The following is a 17,205-nucleotide window of genomic DNA, read 5'->3' as shown; positions in this document are numbered from 1 at the left end:
ATGAAAAGAAGGACATTCCTTAAGGGTCTTGGCGCATCGGCCGTGGGGCTTGGCGCAGCGGCAACTCTTGGTTCACCCTCAAAGGCACTTGCGGCCAGAGGCAAAGAGGATATAGGCGAATGTAAAAGCCTGAAGATAACAGTTCTCAGCGAAACCAGCTGGTTCAACAACGACCAGTTCAAAAAGGATATCGTAGACAACGGCGGAGCCAGCACAAACCAGTACGCCATCCCCTGGGACAGGGAAAACTCCGGCGGCTATGCCGCACTCCTTGAGATAGAACAGCTCGACGGCACAGTGAACAAGCTCCTGCTCGATACCGGCTGGAACAACGAATGGATGGACTACGTATATGAAAGGCACGGCATCGACAAGATGCTCAAGTCCGGCGAGATCGATACCATGGTTCTAAGCCACTGGCACCTTGACCATTTCTGGGGAATCGAGTCTACCCTTAAGCATAACGACAAGATTACCATGTACGGCCCCGAAACAATGTACGAAGAGGATGAAAAGCTTCTCTACGGCGGCAAGCATGAGGTTGCTGGTTGTGAAAACAACGTACCCTTCAAGGGTAAGCTCATTAAGACGAACCCGAAGGAGTGGTACAAGCTTATGCCCGGTCTGGCCGTTAAGGAGTTTGATGTGCCGATCCTTCTCAGGGTGCGTGGAGAAAACGTTATCTATGTAAACGTTAAGGACAAGGGTATCGTAACGGTAACCGGCTGTTGTCACCCCGGTCTTCTCACCCTTTACAGCACTGCCAGAAGGAATATCAAAGGTGGCGAGAAGATATACGGATGCTACGGCGGACTCCACATATCCCTCTTCGAGAACTGGGATCCCAAGTTCGACGATATCATCAAAGGAGCCGAGCGCTTCGAGCCCGTTAAGATGGGCTGTAACCACTGCACAGGCTGGATATGGGCGGAGAATGCGGCCAAGGCAGGTCTTCCCATCGTTAAGGGTACAAACACCTATAAAACATACCCCAAGCAGTCCTCTGTGGCGAAGGAATCCAACGTATTCCTCACCAACGGAGACACAGTAACCTTCTAAACCCGGCTCTTCGATACGGTGCGTCTGCCCCAGCAGGCGGGCGCACCCCTTATTCACACAACAGGAGGCATCTATGAGTGACGGCAGGCAGTTCAATTATATTTACGGCGTTATTGCCTTTCTGGTGATGATTGTTGTTAACTTTGCGTTGTGGAGGCTTTTTTTCGCCCCCACCAATGGAGTGTTTAAGCTTTTTACACCGATGTATGGTCTATCTTTGGCGGCTTTCTTTATGTTTTCCGTCATGATTGTTGCGGATATATTCGAATACAGAGAAAGGGAGAATAATATCGGCAAGGGGCTTATGCTCACTGCGGTTTCCCTTGTTATCTTCTATGCGGGATACTACGGACTCTTCTGGAATGTTCTTGGAAAATACGGTGTGACCTACTTCAGCCCCCAGGCGATAGTTTCCGCCGGAGGAACCGGAGCTGAGATATGGAACGCAAGGGAGAACGCATCCCTCGCCATACTTTATGTTATAACAGCACTTATATGGGTCAGCATAATATGGAACACAGGCCTTAAGAGCTTCCCATGGCAGAACGATACAAAATGGGTAAGGGGTGTGAGCCGCTTCTTCGGTGTGGCAACGTTTTCTGTGTTTGTTTATGCGATCTTCTTTCACCCGAACGTTACGGCGCTCTTCGTTCCCAAGCAGATTTACGCAGGCGTTCTCCCATGGTGGGAGGATGCGGCGATGACCTCAAGCTCCTTCTATCACCTCGGCTGGATGTTCGCTGGACTCTTCGTTCTTATGTTCATAGAGGACTCCATGGAGGGTTTCCCCCTCGATAAATTCAGCAGCGGCGAGGAGAAGCGCTGGGTATCAGGCATAGTTTCCCTTGTTATCGCAGTTGCGGCGGGCTTCGTGATCCTCTATATCATCGAAGCTATCCTGAACTACTACTGGTATGAGCCTTTTATGGGTGGAAACTACACCGATGACCCACGGTTCAGGCATCTGCATGTGGCTGAGATCTCGGCATTCTTTATGCTCGCCCTTCTCATCATCAAGGTTTATTTCAACAATATTATCAACCTCAAGAGCAGTGCTCTCAACTATCTGGTGCGCTTTGCCGGGGTTTTTGTTCTGGGCATGGTCATCTACTTCTTCTATTACAGCGATACCATAGGGCCCAAGTATATGGACAGGGTTCCCGGTGTTGGAAGTATCGATGACACATCTCTCTGCTGGACCATCATGTCCATGGCGATAATTATGGTTCATGACAAGTTCTTTAACGGATTGCCGTTAAGGAGGAAGGATGGATAGAAGAAGCTTCATAAGGACGATGCTGAAGGACAACATCAAGTCTGTAAAGGAAAGCATATCGGAGATCAATAAGGTTCGTGATGATGTTACCCAGACGATCACCGAGGCTTTAGAGGATATTGACGAGCCCGGTTTCTTCGATTCCTACGAGATGAGTTACTCCCTGACCCTTGCCTATCCGAGAGATATGTTCGAGCAGATGGCGGATAAGGAAGGGATACCCCATGAGGGGCGTGAGACTCTGGAGATCGTGAAAGACCTCCATGAAAGAGGTGTTATATGAGTACGATAGACATAAATCTCGCCATTAGGGATATCGTGGACCATTCTGTGAGCCATCTCACATGGTACGAGCAGGCCTGCTCCGATTTCGGTTTCAAAGGTATAAGCCAGCTCTGGGAGGATGAGCCCTCATGGTACTTCTGGAGCGATGAGATCCCCGGGGCATTCCTGCTCCGTTTCGTGGACGGGGAGATGGTGGAGGGGGAGGGATTTGCGTCCCTTGTTGTGCACTACTTCCCCGACAGGAGCGATGCCGGATCCGTTTCCAGGCTCAGTGATGAGGAGCTTAAGCTTTTTGAGGATGATTCACTATACGACAGTGAGAGTTCATCACCGAGATTTGAGGCTTATAACAGCTTTCTCGCACATTTCAAGGTGGCGGAGCTTGGGGTGCTTTTTGATGGAGACAAATGTGTAAAGATGCTCAGCCTCGCCCGGACAGAGGAGTGGAAGGAGGAGAGCGGTGTTTTCTTCCAGATGTTGATAAGCATATTTAACTTCTACTGGAAGAGCCATCACACTTCGGAGTTCTCACTCTCCCAGGAGGGTGCGGATGTAACTCTCCTTGTGTATGACTCAGACTCCTTTGGGGTCTTCAGGCAGAGCTTCGGCATTGAGGAGCAGGAGCTTAGGATCGACACAGACAGGCGGCTTACGGAAAGGATAAAGCACGTCTCCCATAAAAACTATAAATGCTCCGCAAACGGGGCATGCAGTTGTCACTAGGAGGATAATATGAAGAGGTTTCTTGTTACAATGTTCATGGTTATTGTGCTGGCAAGCATATCTGTTGCGGCTTTCTCCGCTGATTCCAAGGCAAAGGCGAAGATGCTTGAGGAAGGTTATGCACTAAACAGTAAATACTGTACAAGCTGTCATGATTCCGTGGCGGACCCAGAAAAGAGCGGAATGACAAGGGACACATGGTTCCTTGTAATAAATATAATGCATAAGTACGGCATGGAAGGGCTGAGCGAGGATGATAAAGCTACACTGGTGGATTATTTCTACACCATCAGAAAAGGTATTGAGAAATCTGCCGGTTAGGCGACTCTCCTTAGTTTGTGCGTAGTTGCAGTATTGCCGCCCCCTAACGGGCGGCTTTTTTATTATAATTGTAAGTTGAGGCAGTATGAAGATGAAAAGATCTATCTGTTCGGTGATAACGATAATCTTTATCTTGTCGTCAGTTTGTTTCGTACCCTGTGCGGGGGCAGATATAAAATCCTGCACAGATTCCATCGAATCATTAACCGAGATGGACAACGTTTCCATAGGGCTGGAGAAGGGTGCAAATGTTATATATATACTCAAGAACGGTTCGATGGAGATCTACGATTCTGCAGGGGAGATGGTATATTCCGCATCCGAAGATTTCAAAGCATCTATAACCTCAGGCAAGCTCACTCTTTTCGATGAGGAGCATAACAGGATAGCAGGCGAATCCTCCAGCTTAGATAAAAAGCTTGCGATGGGAAGCTACCTTCTGTTGGTGGACAACTCTGGTTCAAATAGCTATGAAAAACTCTCTGTTTCGATGGACTAAAAGACCCTAATAACGATATAATATGTGATATGCAATGCCCCGGCGGGCTCATCCTGCCGGGGTTTTTTTATGCCATAGGCATGGTGTTGCCGTCATCATAAAAGGTATGTGCACGAGGGGTGTATACTATGTTTTTATGCATACAGAGCATAGGAGTAAATCCGACTGGATGTTTCTGAAATCGTCTTACTGAGAGTTTTCTTCCTGAATATCTTGTAAAATATAAAGAATGGGATTATTTCTAGTGGAACGTATACCTGCTCGCTTTAGATGAGATTTAATACCCCGGAGGATTTTTTTGGATATTGTTATCCTTATACTGCTGATACTGCTTAACGGCGTTTTTGCCATGTCGGAGATTGCCCTTGTAACAGCCCGTAAAAGCCGGCTTGAGAAACTGGCGGAAGAGGGGGACCGCTCTGCGGCCACTGCCATCAGGCTTGGTGAGGAACCTACACAGTTTCTTTCAACCCTGCAGATCGGTATCACCGTTATTGGGATTATGAACGGTATCGTAGGTGAGGCAGCGCTTGCCGAACCATTTGCACTGTTTTTGCAGGGCTTCGGTCTTGGAGTTGGAAGCAGTTCGATAATATCAACAACCGTGGTTGTTATCTCCATAACTTATCTTACCATCGTTATCGGAGAGCTTGTTCCCAAAAGGCTTGGGCAGTTCAATGCAGAAGGGGTTGCCAGAACCATTGCAATGCCCATTCAGCTGCTGGCACGTCTCTCCAAGCCCTTTGTTTTCCTCCTCTCAGTCTCTACGGACGGTATCCTGCGGATTATAAGCAAGAATGAAGTGAGTAGTGCTAATCTCACCGAAGAGGATATCCATGCGATGCTCATGGAGGGCTCTCAGTCCGGAGTTATCGAGAAGCAGGAGCATGAGATGGTCAGGAATGTTTTCCGCCTTGACGACAGACAGATAGCATCTCTGATGACACCCAGGAGCGAGATAATATACCTTGATATTGAGCAGGACTTCGAGGCTGAGCTTGAAAAGCTGATAGCCTCCGACCATTCCCGTTTCCCCGTTTGCCGCGGCGGTCTGCACGATCTTACAGGCATAATAACAGCCAAAAGACTCCTGCAGCGGAAGGATGGGGACGATGACTTGAATGTTATAAAAAACAAGCTCCTCCCCGCTGTTTACGTACCAGAGTCCCTCACAGGGATGAAGCTTCTGGAGCAGTTCAGGGAATCGGGTGTTCAGATGGTGTTTGTCGTGGATGAATATGGCGAGATATTGGGGCTTATCACTCTGCAGGATCTCCTTGAGGCACTGGCGGGAGAGTTTAAGCCCACTGATCCCGAGGATGTTTGGGCTGTGCAGAGGGAGGACGGTTCATGGCTTCTGGACGGACTTATACCTATCCCCGAGCTGAAGGACAGGCTGGATCTCAAGTATGTCCCCGACGAAGAGAGGAATGGTTATCACACCCTCAGCGGTATGGTTATGTGGCTTGTGGGGAAGGTTCCCCGTACCGGAGATGTTGCCATGTGGCAGAACTGGAGGCTTGAGGTTGTAGACCTTGACGGAAACCGTATAGATAAGGTGCTTGCCAGCGAGCTTCCAAAGCCGAAGATCGCCGAAGAGTGAGAGGCAGCCTCAGCCGGGCATCTTTAGGTAACTGTTCAGCACTGTAGTTTGAGTTATTGTTTTGAGCCTGTCCTTTAGTATGTGCGCATCTATTAGTAAGTGCGCCCGGTGAACATCTTCCGGCGTATCGTTAAAACCTTTGCTCATCCCCCTTCGAGCAGATGCTTCTCCTTGATAAGGACTTCCAGCTGCTGGCTTTTGATGTCCGACTTAAGGACAAGGGGGCTATCGTCGAACCGGTAAAGCCTTATGGTGTTCCTAATTTCCGGAATGTCGCCAAGGACCGTTGTTGCGCAGTTGGTGAACCTGTCGAATATGCTGTTTTCAAAGGTGCATTCAAAGGAAGTTGGGAAAAGCGCCATGAAGAATATATTCCCCTCAACCAGATCCTGAAAGAAATGGGAACCGAATGAGAGCTCCGGCATAAGCCCCCCCTCTTCAAACTCTATCTCGCCAAGGGCACACATGTTATTAATATCCGAAAAGTTTACAGGAACCCCAAGACTCGGGGTTGATGTTCCCCATCTCCCGGGACCGAGGAGTAGGGTTTGGCGATTACTTGTTTTTATCTCGTTGTTGATTTCCCTTATCCCCCTTACGACTGAGAATCTTTCATTGTCGTTCAGCCGGGAATACTCAGAGGGATTAACAAAGACTATTTGATTAAGGTTCATGAGTGTGTTCCCGCCCATGAAATTGCTTTTGGAACTGAAAAGAGGGGTGTAGCTTTTAAGGTCTTTCTCGTCAAAGCCCGGGTCCTTTGTTATGATACTCGTCTGATGAGGCCTGCATTGCACAAGATTGATCATGAAAGAGCTGTCATCTGTGAAGTTAAGTGTAAATTCGATATCCACAGGATATTCGTATTCACCTTCAAGGGTATTCATCAACCTCGTCATATCCTTAGTGAAGTCTGTCTGTTTCAGTAGTCTATCGAATGTAAGGAGCCAAACATCCTTTTTCGGTCGCCTTCTTTCAGCAAGCCTTCTTTCCGCATCCCTGTCATGGGAGGCAATGTTATTCAGGTTAAAAGGAAAGTCTTCGTTGTAGAGGTCGTAAAGTGATACTGCATTCTTTCCGCTGTGTCTGGTATCAAGAACATCAAGGTCTCTTTGTGAGAATCTCTTGATATCGTCGGTGCTGTTGAGGGGGTTCATGTCAGGTGCATTTAAGGCAACCACACGGGGATAATCATCCTTTACCCTGTTCACAGCTCTTGTTCCCAGTCCGGCCACAAGCCTCAGCATTCCGGAATTTGGGTCGATATCGTCATGCCAGACATAGGTGTTGTATGAAAGGCCCACTCCCGCTACATGGGGGTAGTAGAAATATCCGTGAAAACTGCCGGAAACCCTCTGTATAAGGATACCCATCTGTTCATCCTGATCTGCCAGCCCCTTGGTAATTCTATACTCAAGAGCCTCTGTGCACATAGCACTGGCGTATACCCTTTTAAGATTGTATATAAACTCCGAAAGCCTTGTCTCAGGCGTTCCTTGAACAGAACAGAAGAAGCTTTCGTATTTTCCGGCGAAGGCATTGCCAAAGCCGTCCTCCATAATACTGCTCGAGCGCACAACTATTGGATACTGGCCGAAATAATCCAGCATAGAGCTGAACTGTTCGAGGATCTCAGCAGGGAACTCACCCCCAAGCATGAGTTCCTCAAGCTTTTTGCCAGCCTCCAGATAGCCCTTTTTTGTCCTGTGTTCTATGTATAGATTCCACCATCCGTTATGTATTATGAATGTATGGAAGACGTCCGAGCCAATGAAGTATGAATCGTGATCCTCGAGGAGCCTGCCCCATTTATCTAAATCGTTATTCTCCAGTATTTTCCTTGCCAGAAGCATACCGGTGGATTTGCCGCCTATGAAGCCGGTTCCTATCATTCTTGATTTGATTGCAAGGATATCTCGGATAGTGAAATGCTTTTTAACAAGCCTGAGGATCTTCTCATCTCTGCCGATGATGTGCCTTGCGATTGTGTCAAAGACGTCCGCTCGTTTCTTGACATCTGTGGATGCCTCCACCTCCCTTGCGTGAAGCATCATTCTGTCCCATGCGTCCAGCTTCTTGTGGGGAACCGAGTTTATGGAACAGAGGCTGTGTGAGAGTCCTGTGGCTTCGATGCTGTTCACCACAGGCTTGAAGTCACCTTCCTCTGTGAGCTTGTGGGGGAGGAACATGGTCGGGGAGCTTCTTCCGAAAACCTTATGCGGATGGACGTATGATGTCTCTGAGTAATTGTAGAGCTCTATAAAAATCTGTGTCGTATCTTTTATCTTGTTGATTGTACTGAAGGAATGGTAGTTTTTGAGCGTTGCAAAATATGCAAGTGCCTTCATTTTATAAAGATACGGGCATGTCACAAGGAAGAGATTTGCCACCATAGTGTCCGTTGCCCAGTGGGAGAGGAGTGCAGATAGGCAGTCGAAAACGAAGTAAGCGCCTTCCCCTGCCTGGTTTATCTTTTCGTGTATCTGTTTAGAGAAATTCTCAAAACCGACGGTGGCATCAAGCCTGTGTACTATGACGCCTTTCTCTTTATGGTCGATTACATGAGGGTGTTCCGCAAAGCGGATGTAGTGGATTTCATGTCCGCAGCTCAGAGCCTCATCCACATATGGCTGAACAAACTTTGAGTACTCATTAACGGAAGGGGTGTGCCATACAACATTGTCGCCGGCCCACAGGTAATTCAGTATATGATCAAGGCATTTCTTCCCTGTGCTGATTTGCTGCTGATCAATATTCATGGCACACCCATTGATTATTAATTCTTATATAAGACCGAGGGATATCATAGCATCTGCGACTTTGCGGAAACCTGCAATGTTCGCACCGGTTATATAGTTTCCGGGACACCCGAATTCTTCTGCCTGCTCATAGCAGGAGTTGTGGATATTCTTCATAATATCCTGAAGCCTCTCTTCTGTGTACTCAAATGTCCATGAGTCTCGGCTTGCGTTCTGTTGCATTTCCAGGGCAGATGTTGCTACACCGCCAGCATTTGCAGCTTTCCCAGGCCCGAAGAGGACGTTATTATTAAGGAAGAAACGGGCGCCGTCGGGTGTTGTCGGCATGTTAGCGCCTTCCCCTACGGCAATAAGACCGTTTTTGACAAGTATTTCAGCATCAGCCAGGTTCAGCTCGTTTTGGGTTGCGGAAGGCATCGCTACCTCGCAGGGGATCTCCCAGATGTTTCCTCCCTGCTTGTAAACTGCATTCTTGCGGTATTGACAATAATCCTTGATCCTTCTGCGCTCAATCTCCTTGAGATTCTTTACAAGCTCGAGATCGATACCGTCTTCATCGTAAATATATCCATTTGAATCAGAAAGGGTTACAACCTTGCCACCGAGCTGATTGATCTTTTCTGTGGTATATATTGCAACATTACCGGACCCTGACACCGAGCATGTTTTGCCTGCGAGGCTGTCGTTTCTTGTTTTAAGCATCTCATTCACGAAATATACAGCGCCGTATCCAGTGGCCTCTGTACGCACTAGGGAGCCTCCCCAGCTTAGTCCTTTTCCGGTAAGGACGCCTGCCTCATATCTGTTCGTTATCCTTTTGTACTGGCCGAACATGTAACCGACCTCTCTGCCGCCAACCCCTATATCACCTGCGGGTACATCTGTGTATTCGCCAATGTGCCTGTAAAGCTCTGTCATGAAGGATTGACAGAAGCGCATGATTTCATCGTCGGAACGTCCTTTAGGGTTAAAATCGGATCCACCCTTTCCGCCGCCTATGGGTAGTCCGGTGAGGGCATTTTTGAAGATCTGCTCGAATCCGAGGAATTTAATGATACCCAGGTAAACGGACTCGTGAAACCTCAGTCCCCCTTTGTATGGCCCAAGTGCAGAGTTGAATTCTACACGGAAACCTCTGTTAATGTGTATGTTTCCTTTATCATCAGCCCAGGGGACCCTGAAAATGATCTGGCGCTCAGGCTCGCATATGCGCTCAATGATTTTATGATCAGCATACTCTGGATATTTTTCGATAACCTGTCCCAGTGATTCAAGAACTTCCGCTACAGCTTGATGAAACTCGACTTCGCCCGGATTTCTAGAAATTACCTGCTTATAGATATCTTTAATCTTCGGTGTCATGTTCTCCATATGTGTCTCTCCTTCTATCGTTATCCTTGAGTCTATATTTGTATTATATTTTAAGCTGAATTGTCATTATGAAATTAGATATTATTGTAAGAAAGATTACAATAACTTTATTAGATAGGTAAAACAATAGGTCTGCTCCACACTACTTCCGAAGTTTCCTGCGGGATGACAATACCCTAGAGCTCCTTACCCAAGAAACATATGGAACGCCTATTTCTGGCGTGACACTTGCATGCAGTACAATTTTGTACAAGAATATTTCACCCCTCACTGGCTGAGAACCCCTTTAACCGTATGGAGCAGGCATCCCTTCCTGACTGTATCTGAATAGTGAACCTCATTAAATATCAATATCTTGTATCGAATGGTTCATTCCGGCCATTATGCTGAATGCACCGAAATGACACGGTTTGCAGAATTGTGCAGAAATGCCGGAGTATCTGTCTAACGGTTTTGCACGTGTAGCTATTATACTTAAATGGCAGAACAAAGAGGTGCGAAATGAAGATTACAAAGAGAGGAACACAGGGTTCTTTACATGGTCCGCGCGAATATTTCACAGGCGAGGTTCGTATCGATCCTTTGTTTCTGGAAGCGGAGGAACCTTCAAGGGCTACAGGAGCTCTTGTCACTTTCAAGCCTGGCGCCAGGACAGCATGGCATGCCCATCCGGCGGGGCAGTCCCTGATTATAACATCTGGCGAAGGCCGTGCCCAGAGTGCGGGTGGCGATATCCGGACTATACAGGCAGGTGATGTCGTATGGTTTCCTGCCGGTGAGAAGCATTGGCACGGTGCTTCACCGGACGCTGAGATGTCTCATATCGCTATCCAGGAAAAGATTGAAGACTCCTCTGTGGAATGGATGGAGCATGTGACCGACAATCAGTATCACGGCAATGAGGTGAATAATGAAAATACGTAAGTTAATGACAATAATGGCCACAGCGGTTATCACATTCGCTGCGGCGGCTGGAGCCCATGCAGAGAAGTATGAGGCGCTTTCGGGTAAACAGTTGAGTATAATAGAGATATCCGCATTCACGGCCAACGGTAACCTCGAAAAACTCGAACCCGCTTTTGTGGATGGTCTTGAAGCAGGACTCACAGTTAATGAGATCAAAGAGATGATCGTCCATATATACGCCTATGCCGGCTTCCCAAGAGCACTTAACAGCCAGACGCTCTTCATGAAACTTATGGATAAGAGAAAGGGGCAGGGGATTAAGGATGAGGAAGGAAGGTCCGCAAGTCCCGTTCCGGAGGATCTTAACAGGGATCTCTACGGTGCAAAGGTTAGGGCGAAGCTCTCCGGTGTTGATGAGATACCCCCGGAGGCGAAATGGCAAAGGTTCAACCCTGTCATGGATCGGTTCCTGAAGGAACATCTCTTTGCTGATATATTTGTCCGTGATGTTCTTAGCCATAAAACAAGAGAGCTGGTTACAATCTCTGCACTGGCAAGCATCAGCGGGACAGCTGGGCAGCTAAGGTATCACCTTAATGCTGCTATGAATGTTGGCAACAGTGAGAAAGAGTTAAAGGACTTTGTTTCTGTTATCAAGGATAAGGTTGGTTCCAAGGAAGGGGGAATCGCAGAAGAGGTTCTCTCTGACGTGCTTGAAAGCAGGAAATAAACTTTGAAAGCCCGCCTACACACCCGGGCGGGCTTTCTTCTTAACTTCATATAAGGATTTTAATAATGAAAAAGCTAATATTGACCTTAATGCTGGTTGCTTGTACAGCGTCAGCTTCTCTGGCAGACGGCAGTTTGGTGAGCTTTCCCGATGACTTCAAAGAGGGGGTCTTGTACTTCACCAGGGACAGGGGGGCGCTCACCGAGTATCTCTACACTACCAGGAAAGCTATTGAAGCGGCAAAGGCAGACGCACCCTTTCCCAGTGGAACAGTTATAACCCTTGTGGAGTATTACAGAGACAGTGGTGAGCTGAAACGCTACGTTGTTATGGAGAAAAGAGCGGGATGGGGGAGTGAATACCCTGAGGATATAAGAAACGGCGAGTGGGAGTATCAGGCTTTCAACCCTGACAAAACCGTACAGAAGGATGAGTCGTTAGAAAGATGTTTCTCATGCCATAAGTCAATGGCTGATAACGATTATGTATTCACCGTAGACGAAATGAAAGACGAGTAGCGCAGCGGTGATAAAAAAAACAGGAACCGCTGTGGTAAAGATTTTTAATGACGAGGATTTGAGTCCTGTTCCACAGCGGCGCCTTTATTGGTTAAACTATTCCTTCTCTATCTTGCACATCAACGCAGAGTGGGGCCAGCTTCCTATCTCCGGACTACAGAACTCGTGATCGTCCGGGCATAGTATATTCGCATTGGATTCAAAAACGCCGAACAGCTCAGGGAGAGCCTCCTTCCGCTCGGGGAACCACCATGAATGTTGCGCATCCACCATGTCCGGCTTCATCGCATCACTGAGCTTAACACGCTGTCGTATCGAGCCGAGGGGTGTTGATATCACTGCCCAGTCACCCTCAGAAAGGCCTAACCTTTCAGCAGTTTCCGGATTTATAGAAACCAGAGGTTCTGGCATACGTTTCCGGGCCTTTTCTATCTGCCTCTGCTCGGAATGATACATTGGCATGAACCGGCTTCCCGTTATCAGTACAAGGGGGTATTCCTTAGAGATCTCCTGATTAGGGCTCCATTTTGGTTCCTTGTATCTGGGCAGAGGGTCTGCTCCGAGCTTTTCAAATATTGATGATTTCAGCTCAACCTTTCCTGAGGGGGTTCCGAAACCGTATTTTTCATATCTGCGGTATTCCATATCGCCGAAGAATCCGTACTGCTCCACAAGCTTATTGAAGTTCAGCCCCACTGGTTCGAGGCAGTGGTCGTAAACCTCTTCGATGGTTTTCCATGGCCAATGTTCTTCCTGACCAAGACGTATGCCGAGCCCTCTATAGAAGTCGTAGCTGTTTCTCCTTTCATACAAAGGCTCAACACCTTTCGGACATGCAACGCAGAAACGGTTTGTGAGCCAAAGCTCCGATGTCTCAACGGTTGAAGCCGCTGGGAATACATAGTCTGCCATGGCCGCAGAGGGGGTCATGTAGTAATCGACAACAACATAAAGCTCCAGTTTTTTTAAAGCCTTGAATACTTTATTTGTGTCAGGCAGGGCGAGAAGAGGGTTATTTGCCAAAGTAATGGCAGCTTTAACCGGGTAGGGCTCTTCAGTTATTATTGCATTCATAACCTCTCTGGCGTGGGCAAGGTTTGAATGCCATCCCTCCGGAGGAGCCATGTAGCCTTCGGGCAGTTTCTCGTTTGCCGCAGAATTCATCTCCCAGCCGGGAAACCCGAAGAAGGGGTATTTATCTGCGCCGATCTGCTTCTTCCTCTGGCTTTCGGGGAGGACGTCGTTAGCTTCGAGGTATGTCCAGTCTCTTATTTTGCCCACATCGCCGGCTAGGGTGAAAACCTCTCCGCCGGGGATTTCAAGGTTTCCTGTGATCGCTCTTAGGATAGCCCTTCCCCTTGCGCATTGGGTGGAGTTTATGCCCTGCTTGTCTAAGCCCAGTCCGAAGGGGATTACTGCGGGGCTGGTTATTGCGTACATCCTTGCAGATTCAGCAATAAGCTCAGGTTCAATAGAAGTGATCTCAGAAACCTTTTCAAGTGTGTATTCCTCGACCTCCTTCTTCAGTTCTTCGAAACCGGTTGTCCAGTTTGAAACGAATTCATGATCGTACAGGTTCTCTTCTATGATTAGCCTGATCCATCCAAGCATTAGTGCAAGGTCTGTCCCTGGACGTATGGAAAGCCAGAAGTCGGCTTTCTCTGCTTCCTTTGTCTTTCTGGGATCTATGACAATGAGTTTTGCACCGTTATTGCGTGCATGAACGATGAAGGGGTAAAGCAGGTTTGGGTTCGACTGGGAGGCGTTACATCCCCAGAGGACTATACATTTTGCTCCCGGAACCTCACTGCCGAGTATCATTCCGCCGTAGGTGGCGTATTCTGTGGCGTAGCTCGGGCACATACATATGTTATTTACACCGCAGGTGTTCGGCGAGCCGAAGAGGTTATAAAACCTTCGGCAGTCCCAGTGGTATGTCCGTTTAGTGCCATGGGTGAAGGTGAGTGTCTCCGCTCCGTATTTATCCTTAAGCTCAGACAGTTTCTCTGCGACCTCGTCAAGGGCCCGGTCCCATGATATACGCTCCCATTTACCCTCCCCCTTCTTTCCGACACGCTTCATCGGGTAGTTCAGGCGGTCGGGGTGGTAAAGGTGGTCAAGCATAAGTTTGCCCCGTTCACATAGTTTACCTTTATTTATAGGATGGTCCGGGTCTCCGGTTACCTTGACAACCCTGTCACCTTCGTAGTGAAGAAGGGTTCCGCATCTTGGATGACAGAGACCGCAGTAGCTCCTGCGAACTTTGTTCATGTTGTGCCTCCTGTTGTGAGTCTCTGGTGCATTGAATAAAAGGCTTTCTGGTGCGTAAGTTTCGCTTTGGCCTGCTTCTCAGCGTATTATTCATAATACTAAGCCTAGGTGATAATAGACCGATAGTCAATTTAAAATAGACTCGTGGTCGAAAAAAGTTGAAAAAGAACGCTCATATGGGTATAGTAGCCTTGGTGAAAATATTATGAAAAACACTCAGGAAACCGGGTATCAGGCACGGAAGCAAACCAGAAGAACAGGGGCCCCTTCCGGCCCCAGAAAGGCAGAGGAAAGGCGTGCAGCACTTATTGATGCTGCGTCCCGTCTTTTTGTGGAGAAGGGCTACAGCCATACCACCATGGAAGAGATAGCGTCGGCGGCCTCCTTTGCCAAGGGGACGCTGTATCACTATTTCGCAAACAAAGAGGAGCTTTTGAAGGCTCTGCGTGGGGATTTTGAAAGGAAGGTAATGGCAAGGATCCGCCCCGCTGTTGAGAGTTGTGGGGAGGACGACTGGATCGGAAGGCTGAAGGCGTGGATACATTCAGCCGTTGATGCCTATTTCGAGATGCATGAACTCCATGATACGGTTATTTATGGCTCCGGTATGCCCTTTCGCAACGCTATGGCGGATGCGGAGATAACCCGGTATCTGCAATCCCTGATTAGTGAAGGAGCTCAGGCGGGGGCATGGGACGCGGGGGATTCCCATTGGACTGCCGTTGTTATGTTCTACAGCTTCCGTGGGGGGTGTGATGAGGCGATCCTCGGAGCACAGCCCGCAGAAAGGATACCCGAAAAGCTGTTTGACCTCTTCTGCCGGATTCTAGGCATCAGAGACTGAGCCATAACCTTAAACGGATTAAAGAACCGCCTTGTGATTCAGTTCCCCTTTTTTATCCTTATTGTACCTGACATCTCTTTGATATTCTCTGTCCCGGATACCGCTTTGCCAAGCTCATACAATCCTGATGCTGACCCGAAGTCCTTATAGAACATCACAACATCACCCCATGGGGCAAAATAAGCCAGGCTCCCCTTTTTGCTGTCTGCCTTTGGGGTATTTTCAGTGCTGAGCTTCTCCGGCGGATAGAAGATCTTCTCATCATTGCTGTAGTCCTCCACCTTTATATCCATAGGGAGCTGGTCATACAGCTCTAGAGCCGCATCACTACCGTTCAGCTCGAAAACTGTAGTTTTTCCGTTTGATTCAACACTTATCCTCATCGCATTATTACTCCCGTCTGTCTTGTCTTCGATTCTCTCAACGGTGATACTGCCGGACATGTGTTCGATTACCTCTTTTCCGGCAAGGTTAATCCCGAGTCTGTGCATATTGTCGCCAGCGTAGAAGTCCTTGTAGAGCATGAACACATCGCCCCACGGGGCGTAGTAGCTAAGTTCACCCTTTTTACCGTCGTGGTAAGCCTCTTTGGCTGTAACACTAAGTTTCTTCGGAGGATAAAACATCCACTGGGCATCACGAAAGTTTGTGAGCTCAAGCTTGAGGGGGAGTTGTTCGTAAAAATCCTTTGCCCCCTTCGTATCGTAAAGACGGAATTTCGCTGTATGCTCGCCTGAGGTTATCCGCACCTTCATATTCGAAAGGGGGAGGCCGTTTCTCATCTCCGTGGACAGGGCTGTGCCGGTTGTGAAGAATGCCGCGAGTACAATTATAAGGGCAATAAGTATCTTTCCGTTCATAAATCATGCTCCGTTACTGAGAATATAGCATCTTGTAATTTTGATATCTCTGCCGATTCATATATTGGGCCCCGCATGGAGCGGGACCCGTCAGAGAAGGAACTGCTATTTCAGGTTTTCATCAAAGAACGTCTTGAGTTTATCAAAGGGTATAAGATCCATCTTGTCATAAAGGTCTACATGCCCTGCACCGGGAACGACATAAAGCTCCTTCGGCTCAGCCGCCATTTCATAGGCATCCTCGGTGAAGTAGCGTGAGTGAGCATTCTCACCCATGATGAAGAGGATGGGGCGGGGTGATACCTTTTCAATATGGTTAAAGAGTTGATAGTTCATAAAGGAAGCATCGCTAACCATTGTAAAGTGAGTAGTGGATCTGGGGTGGAAGCCTCTGGGCATCTTGTAGTATTCGTAGAACTCCCTTGTGATGGGGTCGGTGTCCTCATCGATGTAGTCCGGGAGGCCGAGAGTTTTCACTTCTCCACCGTTGAATTCCTTCCAGCGCTGTTCACCTATGGCATCAAGATGAGCTCTGCGCTGTTCTTCGGTCATGGAGTCCTTCCATCCCTTTGCCTTAACCCTGGTCATATCGTACATGCTTACAGTGGCCACAGCCTTGATGCGTGTATCAACCTGGGCAGCACTGATTGAGAAAGCTCCGCTTCCGCATATTCCGATGGCGCCGATTCTTTCTCTGTCAACGAAGGGGCGGGTTCCGAGATAGTCTACTCCGGCGCTGAAGTCCTCTGAGAAAACATCGGGTGAGGATACCTGCCTGGGGTAGCCGCCGCTCTCACCGTTGTATGAGGGGTCGAAGGCGATGGCAACGTAGCCGAGTTTCGCCATTTTCTGTGCATACCTTCCGGGGCCCTGCTCTTTAACCCCTCCGTAGGGAGGGCCTACGACCAGTGCGGGGTGTTTCTTCGATCTGTCCATCCCCTTGGGAGTGTATAGGTCGGCTACTATCCTTATCCCGTATTTGTTGTGGTAGGCTACCTTCTCGTGGTAAACCTTGTTGCTCTTGTTGAAGGTTTTGTCCCATCCTTCGGGATTTTCGGCGTAGGCTATGCTTCCTGATACGCCAACCAGCCCTATACTAACCGCTGCCATCATTACGAGCTTTGTAAGAAAGGTCTTTGAAATGAATCCTTCTTTTCTCATCATTAATCCTCCAGATAAC

Annotated in this window: 16 protein-coding genes; 11 read left to right on the top strand and 5 right to left on the bottom strand. The window is 48.2% G+C overall.

What is annotated here, in order from left to right; translation table 11 throughout:
* From K300_RS0106460 to K300_RS0106430, 7 genes are all read left to right on the top strand, one after another.
* Window positions 1-1,059 carry an MBL fold metallo-hydrolase gene (locus K300_RS0106460; RefSeq protein ID WP_022850851.1) on the top strand — a complete coding sequence of 353 codons (1,059 nt, stop codon included), beginning with the start codon at window positions 1-3 and terminating at the stop codon, window positions 1,057-1,059.
* A 73-nt stretch (window positions 1,060-1,132) separates the two neighbouring features.
* Window positions 1,133-2,335 carry a hypothetical protein gene (locus K300_RS0106455; protein WP_022850850.1) on the top strand — a complete coding sequence of 401 codons (1,203 nt, stop codon included), beginning with the start codon at window positions 1,133-1,135 and terminating at the stop codon, window positions 2,333-2,335.
* Window positions 2,328-2,618 carry a hypothetical protein gene (locus K300_RS0106450; protein WP_022850849.1) on the top strand — a complete coding sequence of 97 codons (291 nt, stop codon included), beginning with the start codon at window positions 2,328-2,330 and terminating at the stop codon, window positions 2,616-2,618. Before K300_RS0106455 ends, K300_RS0106450 begins: the two co-directional genes overlap by 8 nt.
* A complete protein-coding gene (locus tag K300_RS0106445; RefSeq protein ID WP_022850848.1) occupies window positions 2,615-3,343 on the top strand; it encodes a hypothetical protein in 729 nt (242 codons plus the stop codon). Before K300_RS0106450 ends, K300_RS0106445 begins: the two co-directional genes overlap by 4 nt.
* Before the next feature lie 9 nt (window positions 3,344-3,352).
* Window positions 3,353-3,664 (top strand): c-type cytochrome, encoded by a 312-nt coding sequence (locus tag K300_RS0106440; protein WP_022850847.1) that lies wholly within the window; start codon window positions 3,353-3,355, stop codon window positions 3,662-3,664.
* An 85-nt stretch (window positions 3,665-3,749) separates the two neighbouring features.
* Window positions 3,750-4,163 carry a hypothetical protein gene (locus tag K300_RS0106435; RefSeq protein WP_022850846.1) on the top strand — a complete coding sequence of 138 codons (414 nt, stop codon included), beginning with the start codon at window positions 3,750-3,752 and terminating at the stop codon, window positions 4,161-4,163.
* 298 nt (window positions 4,164-4,461) lie between these two features.
* Window positions 4,462-5,766, top strand: a complete 1,305-nt coding sequence (locus K300_RS0106430; protein WP_022850845.1) for a hemolysin family protein — start codon at window positions 4,462-4,464, stop codon at window positions 5,764-5,766.
* A 143-nt stretch (window positions 5,767-5,909) separates the two neighbouring features.
* Here K300_RS0106430 and K300_RS0106420 read toward each other — a convergent pair whose 3' ends face one another.
* Window positions 5,910-8,525 carry a PEP/pyruvate-binding domain-containing protein gene (locus K300_RS0106420; protein ID WP_022850843.1) on the bottom strand — a complete coding sequence of 872 codons (2,616 nt, stop codon included), beginning with the start codon at window positions 8,523-8,525 and terminating at the stop codon, window positions 5,910-5,912.
* Window positions 8,526-8,549: 24 nt separating this feature from the next.
* Window positions 8,550-9,896 (bottom strand): NADP-specific glutamate dehydrogenase, encoded by a 1,347-nt coding sequence (gene gdhA, locus K300_RS0106415; RefSeq protein WP_022850842.1) that lies wholly within the window; start codon window positions 9,894-9,896, stop codon window positions 8,550-8,552.
* A 501-nt stretch (window positions 9,897-10,397) separates the two neighbouring features.
* On the opposite strand from gdhA, the gene K300_RS0106410 reads away from it, so the two are divergent.
* From K300_RS0106410 to K300_RS0106400, 3 genes are all read left to right on the top strand, one after another.
* Entirely contained in the window at window positions 10,398-10,820 is a 423-nt protein-coding gene (locus K300_RS0106410; protein WP_022850841.1) for a (R)-mandelonitrile lyase, read from the top strand.
* A complete protein-coding gene (locus K300_RS0106405; RefSeq protein ID WP_022850840.1) occupies window positions 10,807-11,532 on the top strand; it encodes a carboxymuconolactone decarboxylase family protein in 726 nt (241 codons plus the stop codon). The genes K300_RS0106410 and K300_RS0106405 overlap by 14 nt, the downstream gene beginning before the upstream one ends.
* Window positions 11,533-11,621: 89 nt before the next feature.
* Window positions 11,622-12,050 carry a cytochrome P460 family protein gene (locus K300_RS0106400; RefSeq protein ID WP_162139861.1) on the top strand — a complete coding sequence of 143 codons (429 nt, stop codon included), beginning with the start codon at window positions 11,622-11,624 and terminating at the stop codon, window positions 12,048-12,050.
* Window positions 12,051-12,146: 96 nt separating this feature from the next.
* On the opposite strand, the gene K300_RS0106395 is transcribed toward K300_RS0106400, so the two are convergent.
* Window positions 12,147-14,321, bottom strand: coding sequence for a molybdopterin-containing oxidoreductase family protein (locus tag K300_RS0106395; RefSeq protein WP_022850838.1), 2,175 nt, complete (start codon window positions 14,319-14,321; stop codon window positions 12,147-12,149).
* A 205-nt stretch (window positions 14,322-14,526) separates the two neighbouring features.
* Here K300_RS0106395 and K300_RS0106390 point away from each other — a divergent pair, with 205 nt between their 5' ends.
* On the top strand, window positions 14,527-15,165 hold the full coding sequence (locus K300_RS0106390; protein WP_022850837.1) for a TetR/AcrR family transcriptional regulator: 639 nt from the start codon (window positions 14,527-14,529) through the stop codon (window positions 15,163-15,165).
* Between the two features lie 38 nt (window positions 15,166-15,203).
* Here the strand turns inward: K300_RS0106390 and K300_RS0106385 are convergent, their stop codons facing one another.
* Both K300_RS0106385 and K300_RS0106380 read right to left on the bottom strand, forming a co-directional pair.
* Window positions 15,204-16,025 (bottom strand): cyclophilin-like fold protein, encoded by an 822-nt coding sequence (locus tag K300_RS0106385; RefSeq protein ID WP_022850836.1) that lies wholly within the window; start codon window positions 16,023-16,025, stop codon window positions 15,204-15,206.
* A 105-nt stretch (window positions 16,026-16,130) separates the two neighbouring features.
* Window positions 16,131-17,189 (bottom strand): alpha/beta hydrolase, encoded by a 1,059-nt coding sequence (locus K300_RS0106380; RefSeq protein WP_022850835.1) that lies wholly within the window; start codon window positions 17,187-17,189, stop codon window positions 16,131-16,133.
* Between the last annotated feature and the right edge of the window lie 16 nt (window positions 17,190-17,205).

It is taken from the genome of Limisalsivibrio acetivorans (assembly GCF_000421105.1).
GTDB lineage: Bacteria > Chrysiogenota > Deferribacteres > Deferribacterales > Geovibrionaceae > Limisalsivibrio > Limisalsivibrio acetivorans.
The sequence above is the reverse complement of the archived record's forward strand: the minus strand, read 5'-3'. Positions and strand labels throughout refer to the sequence as shown.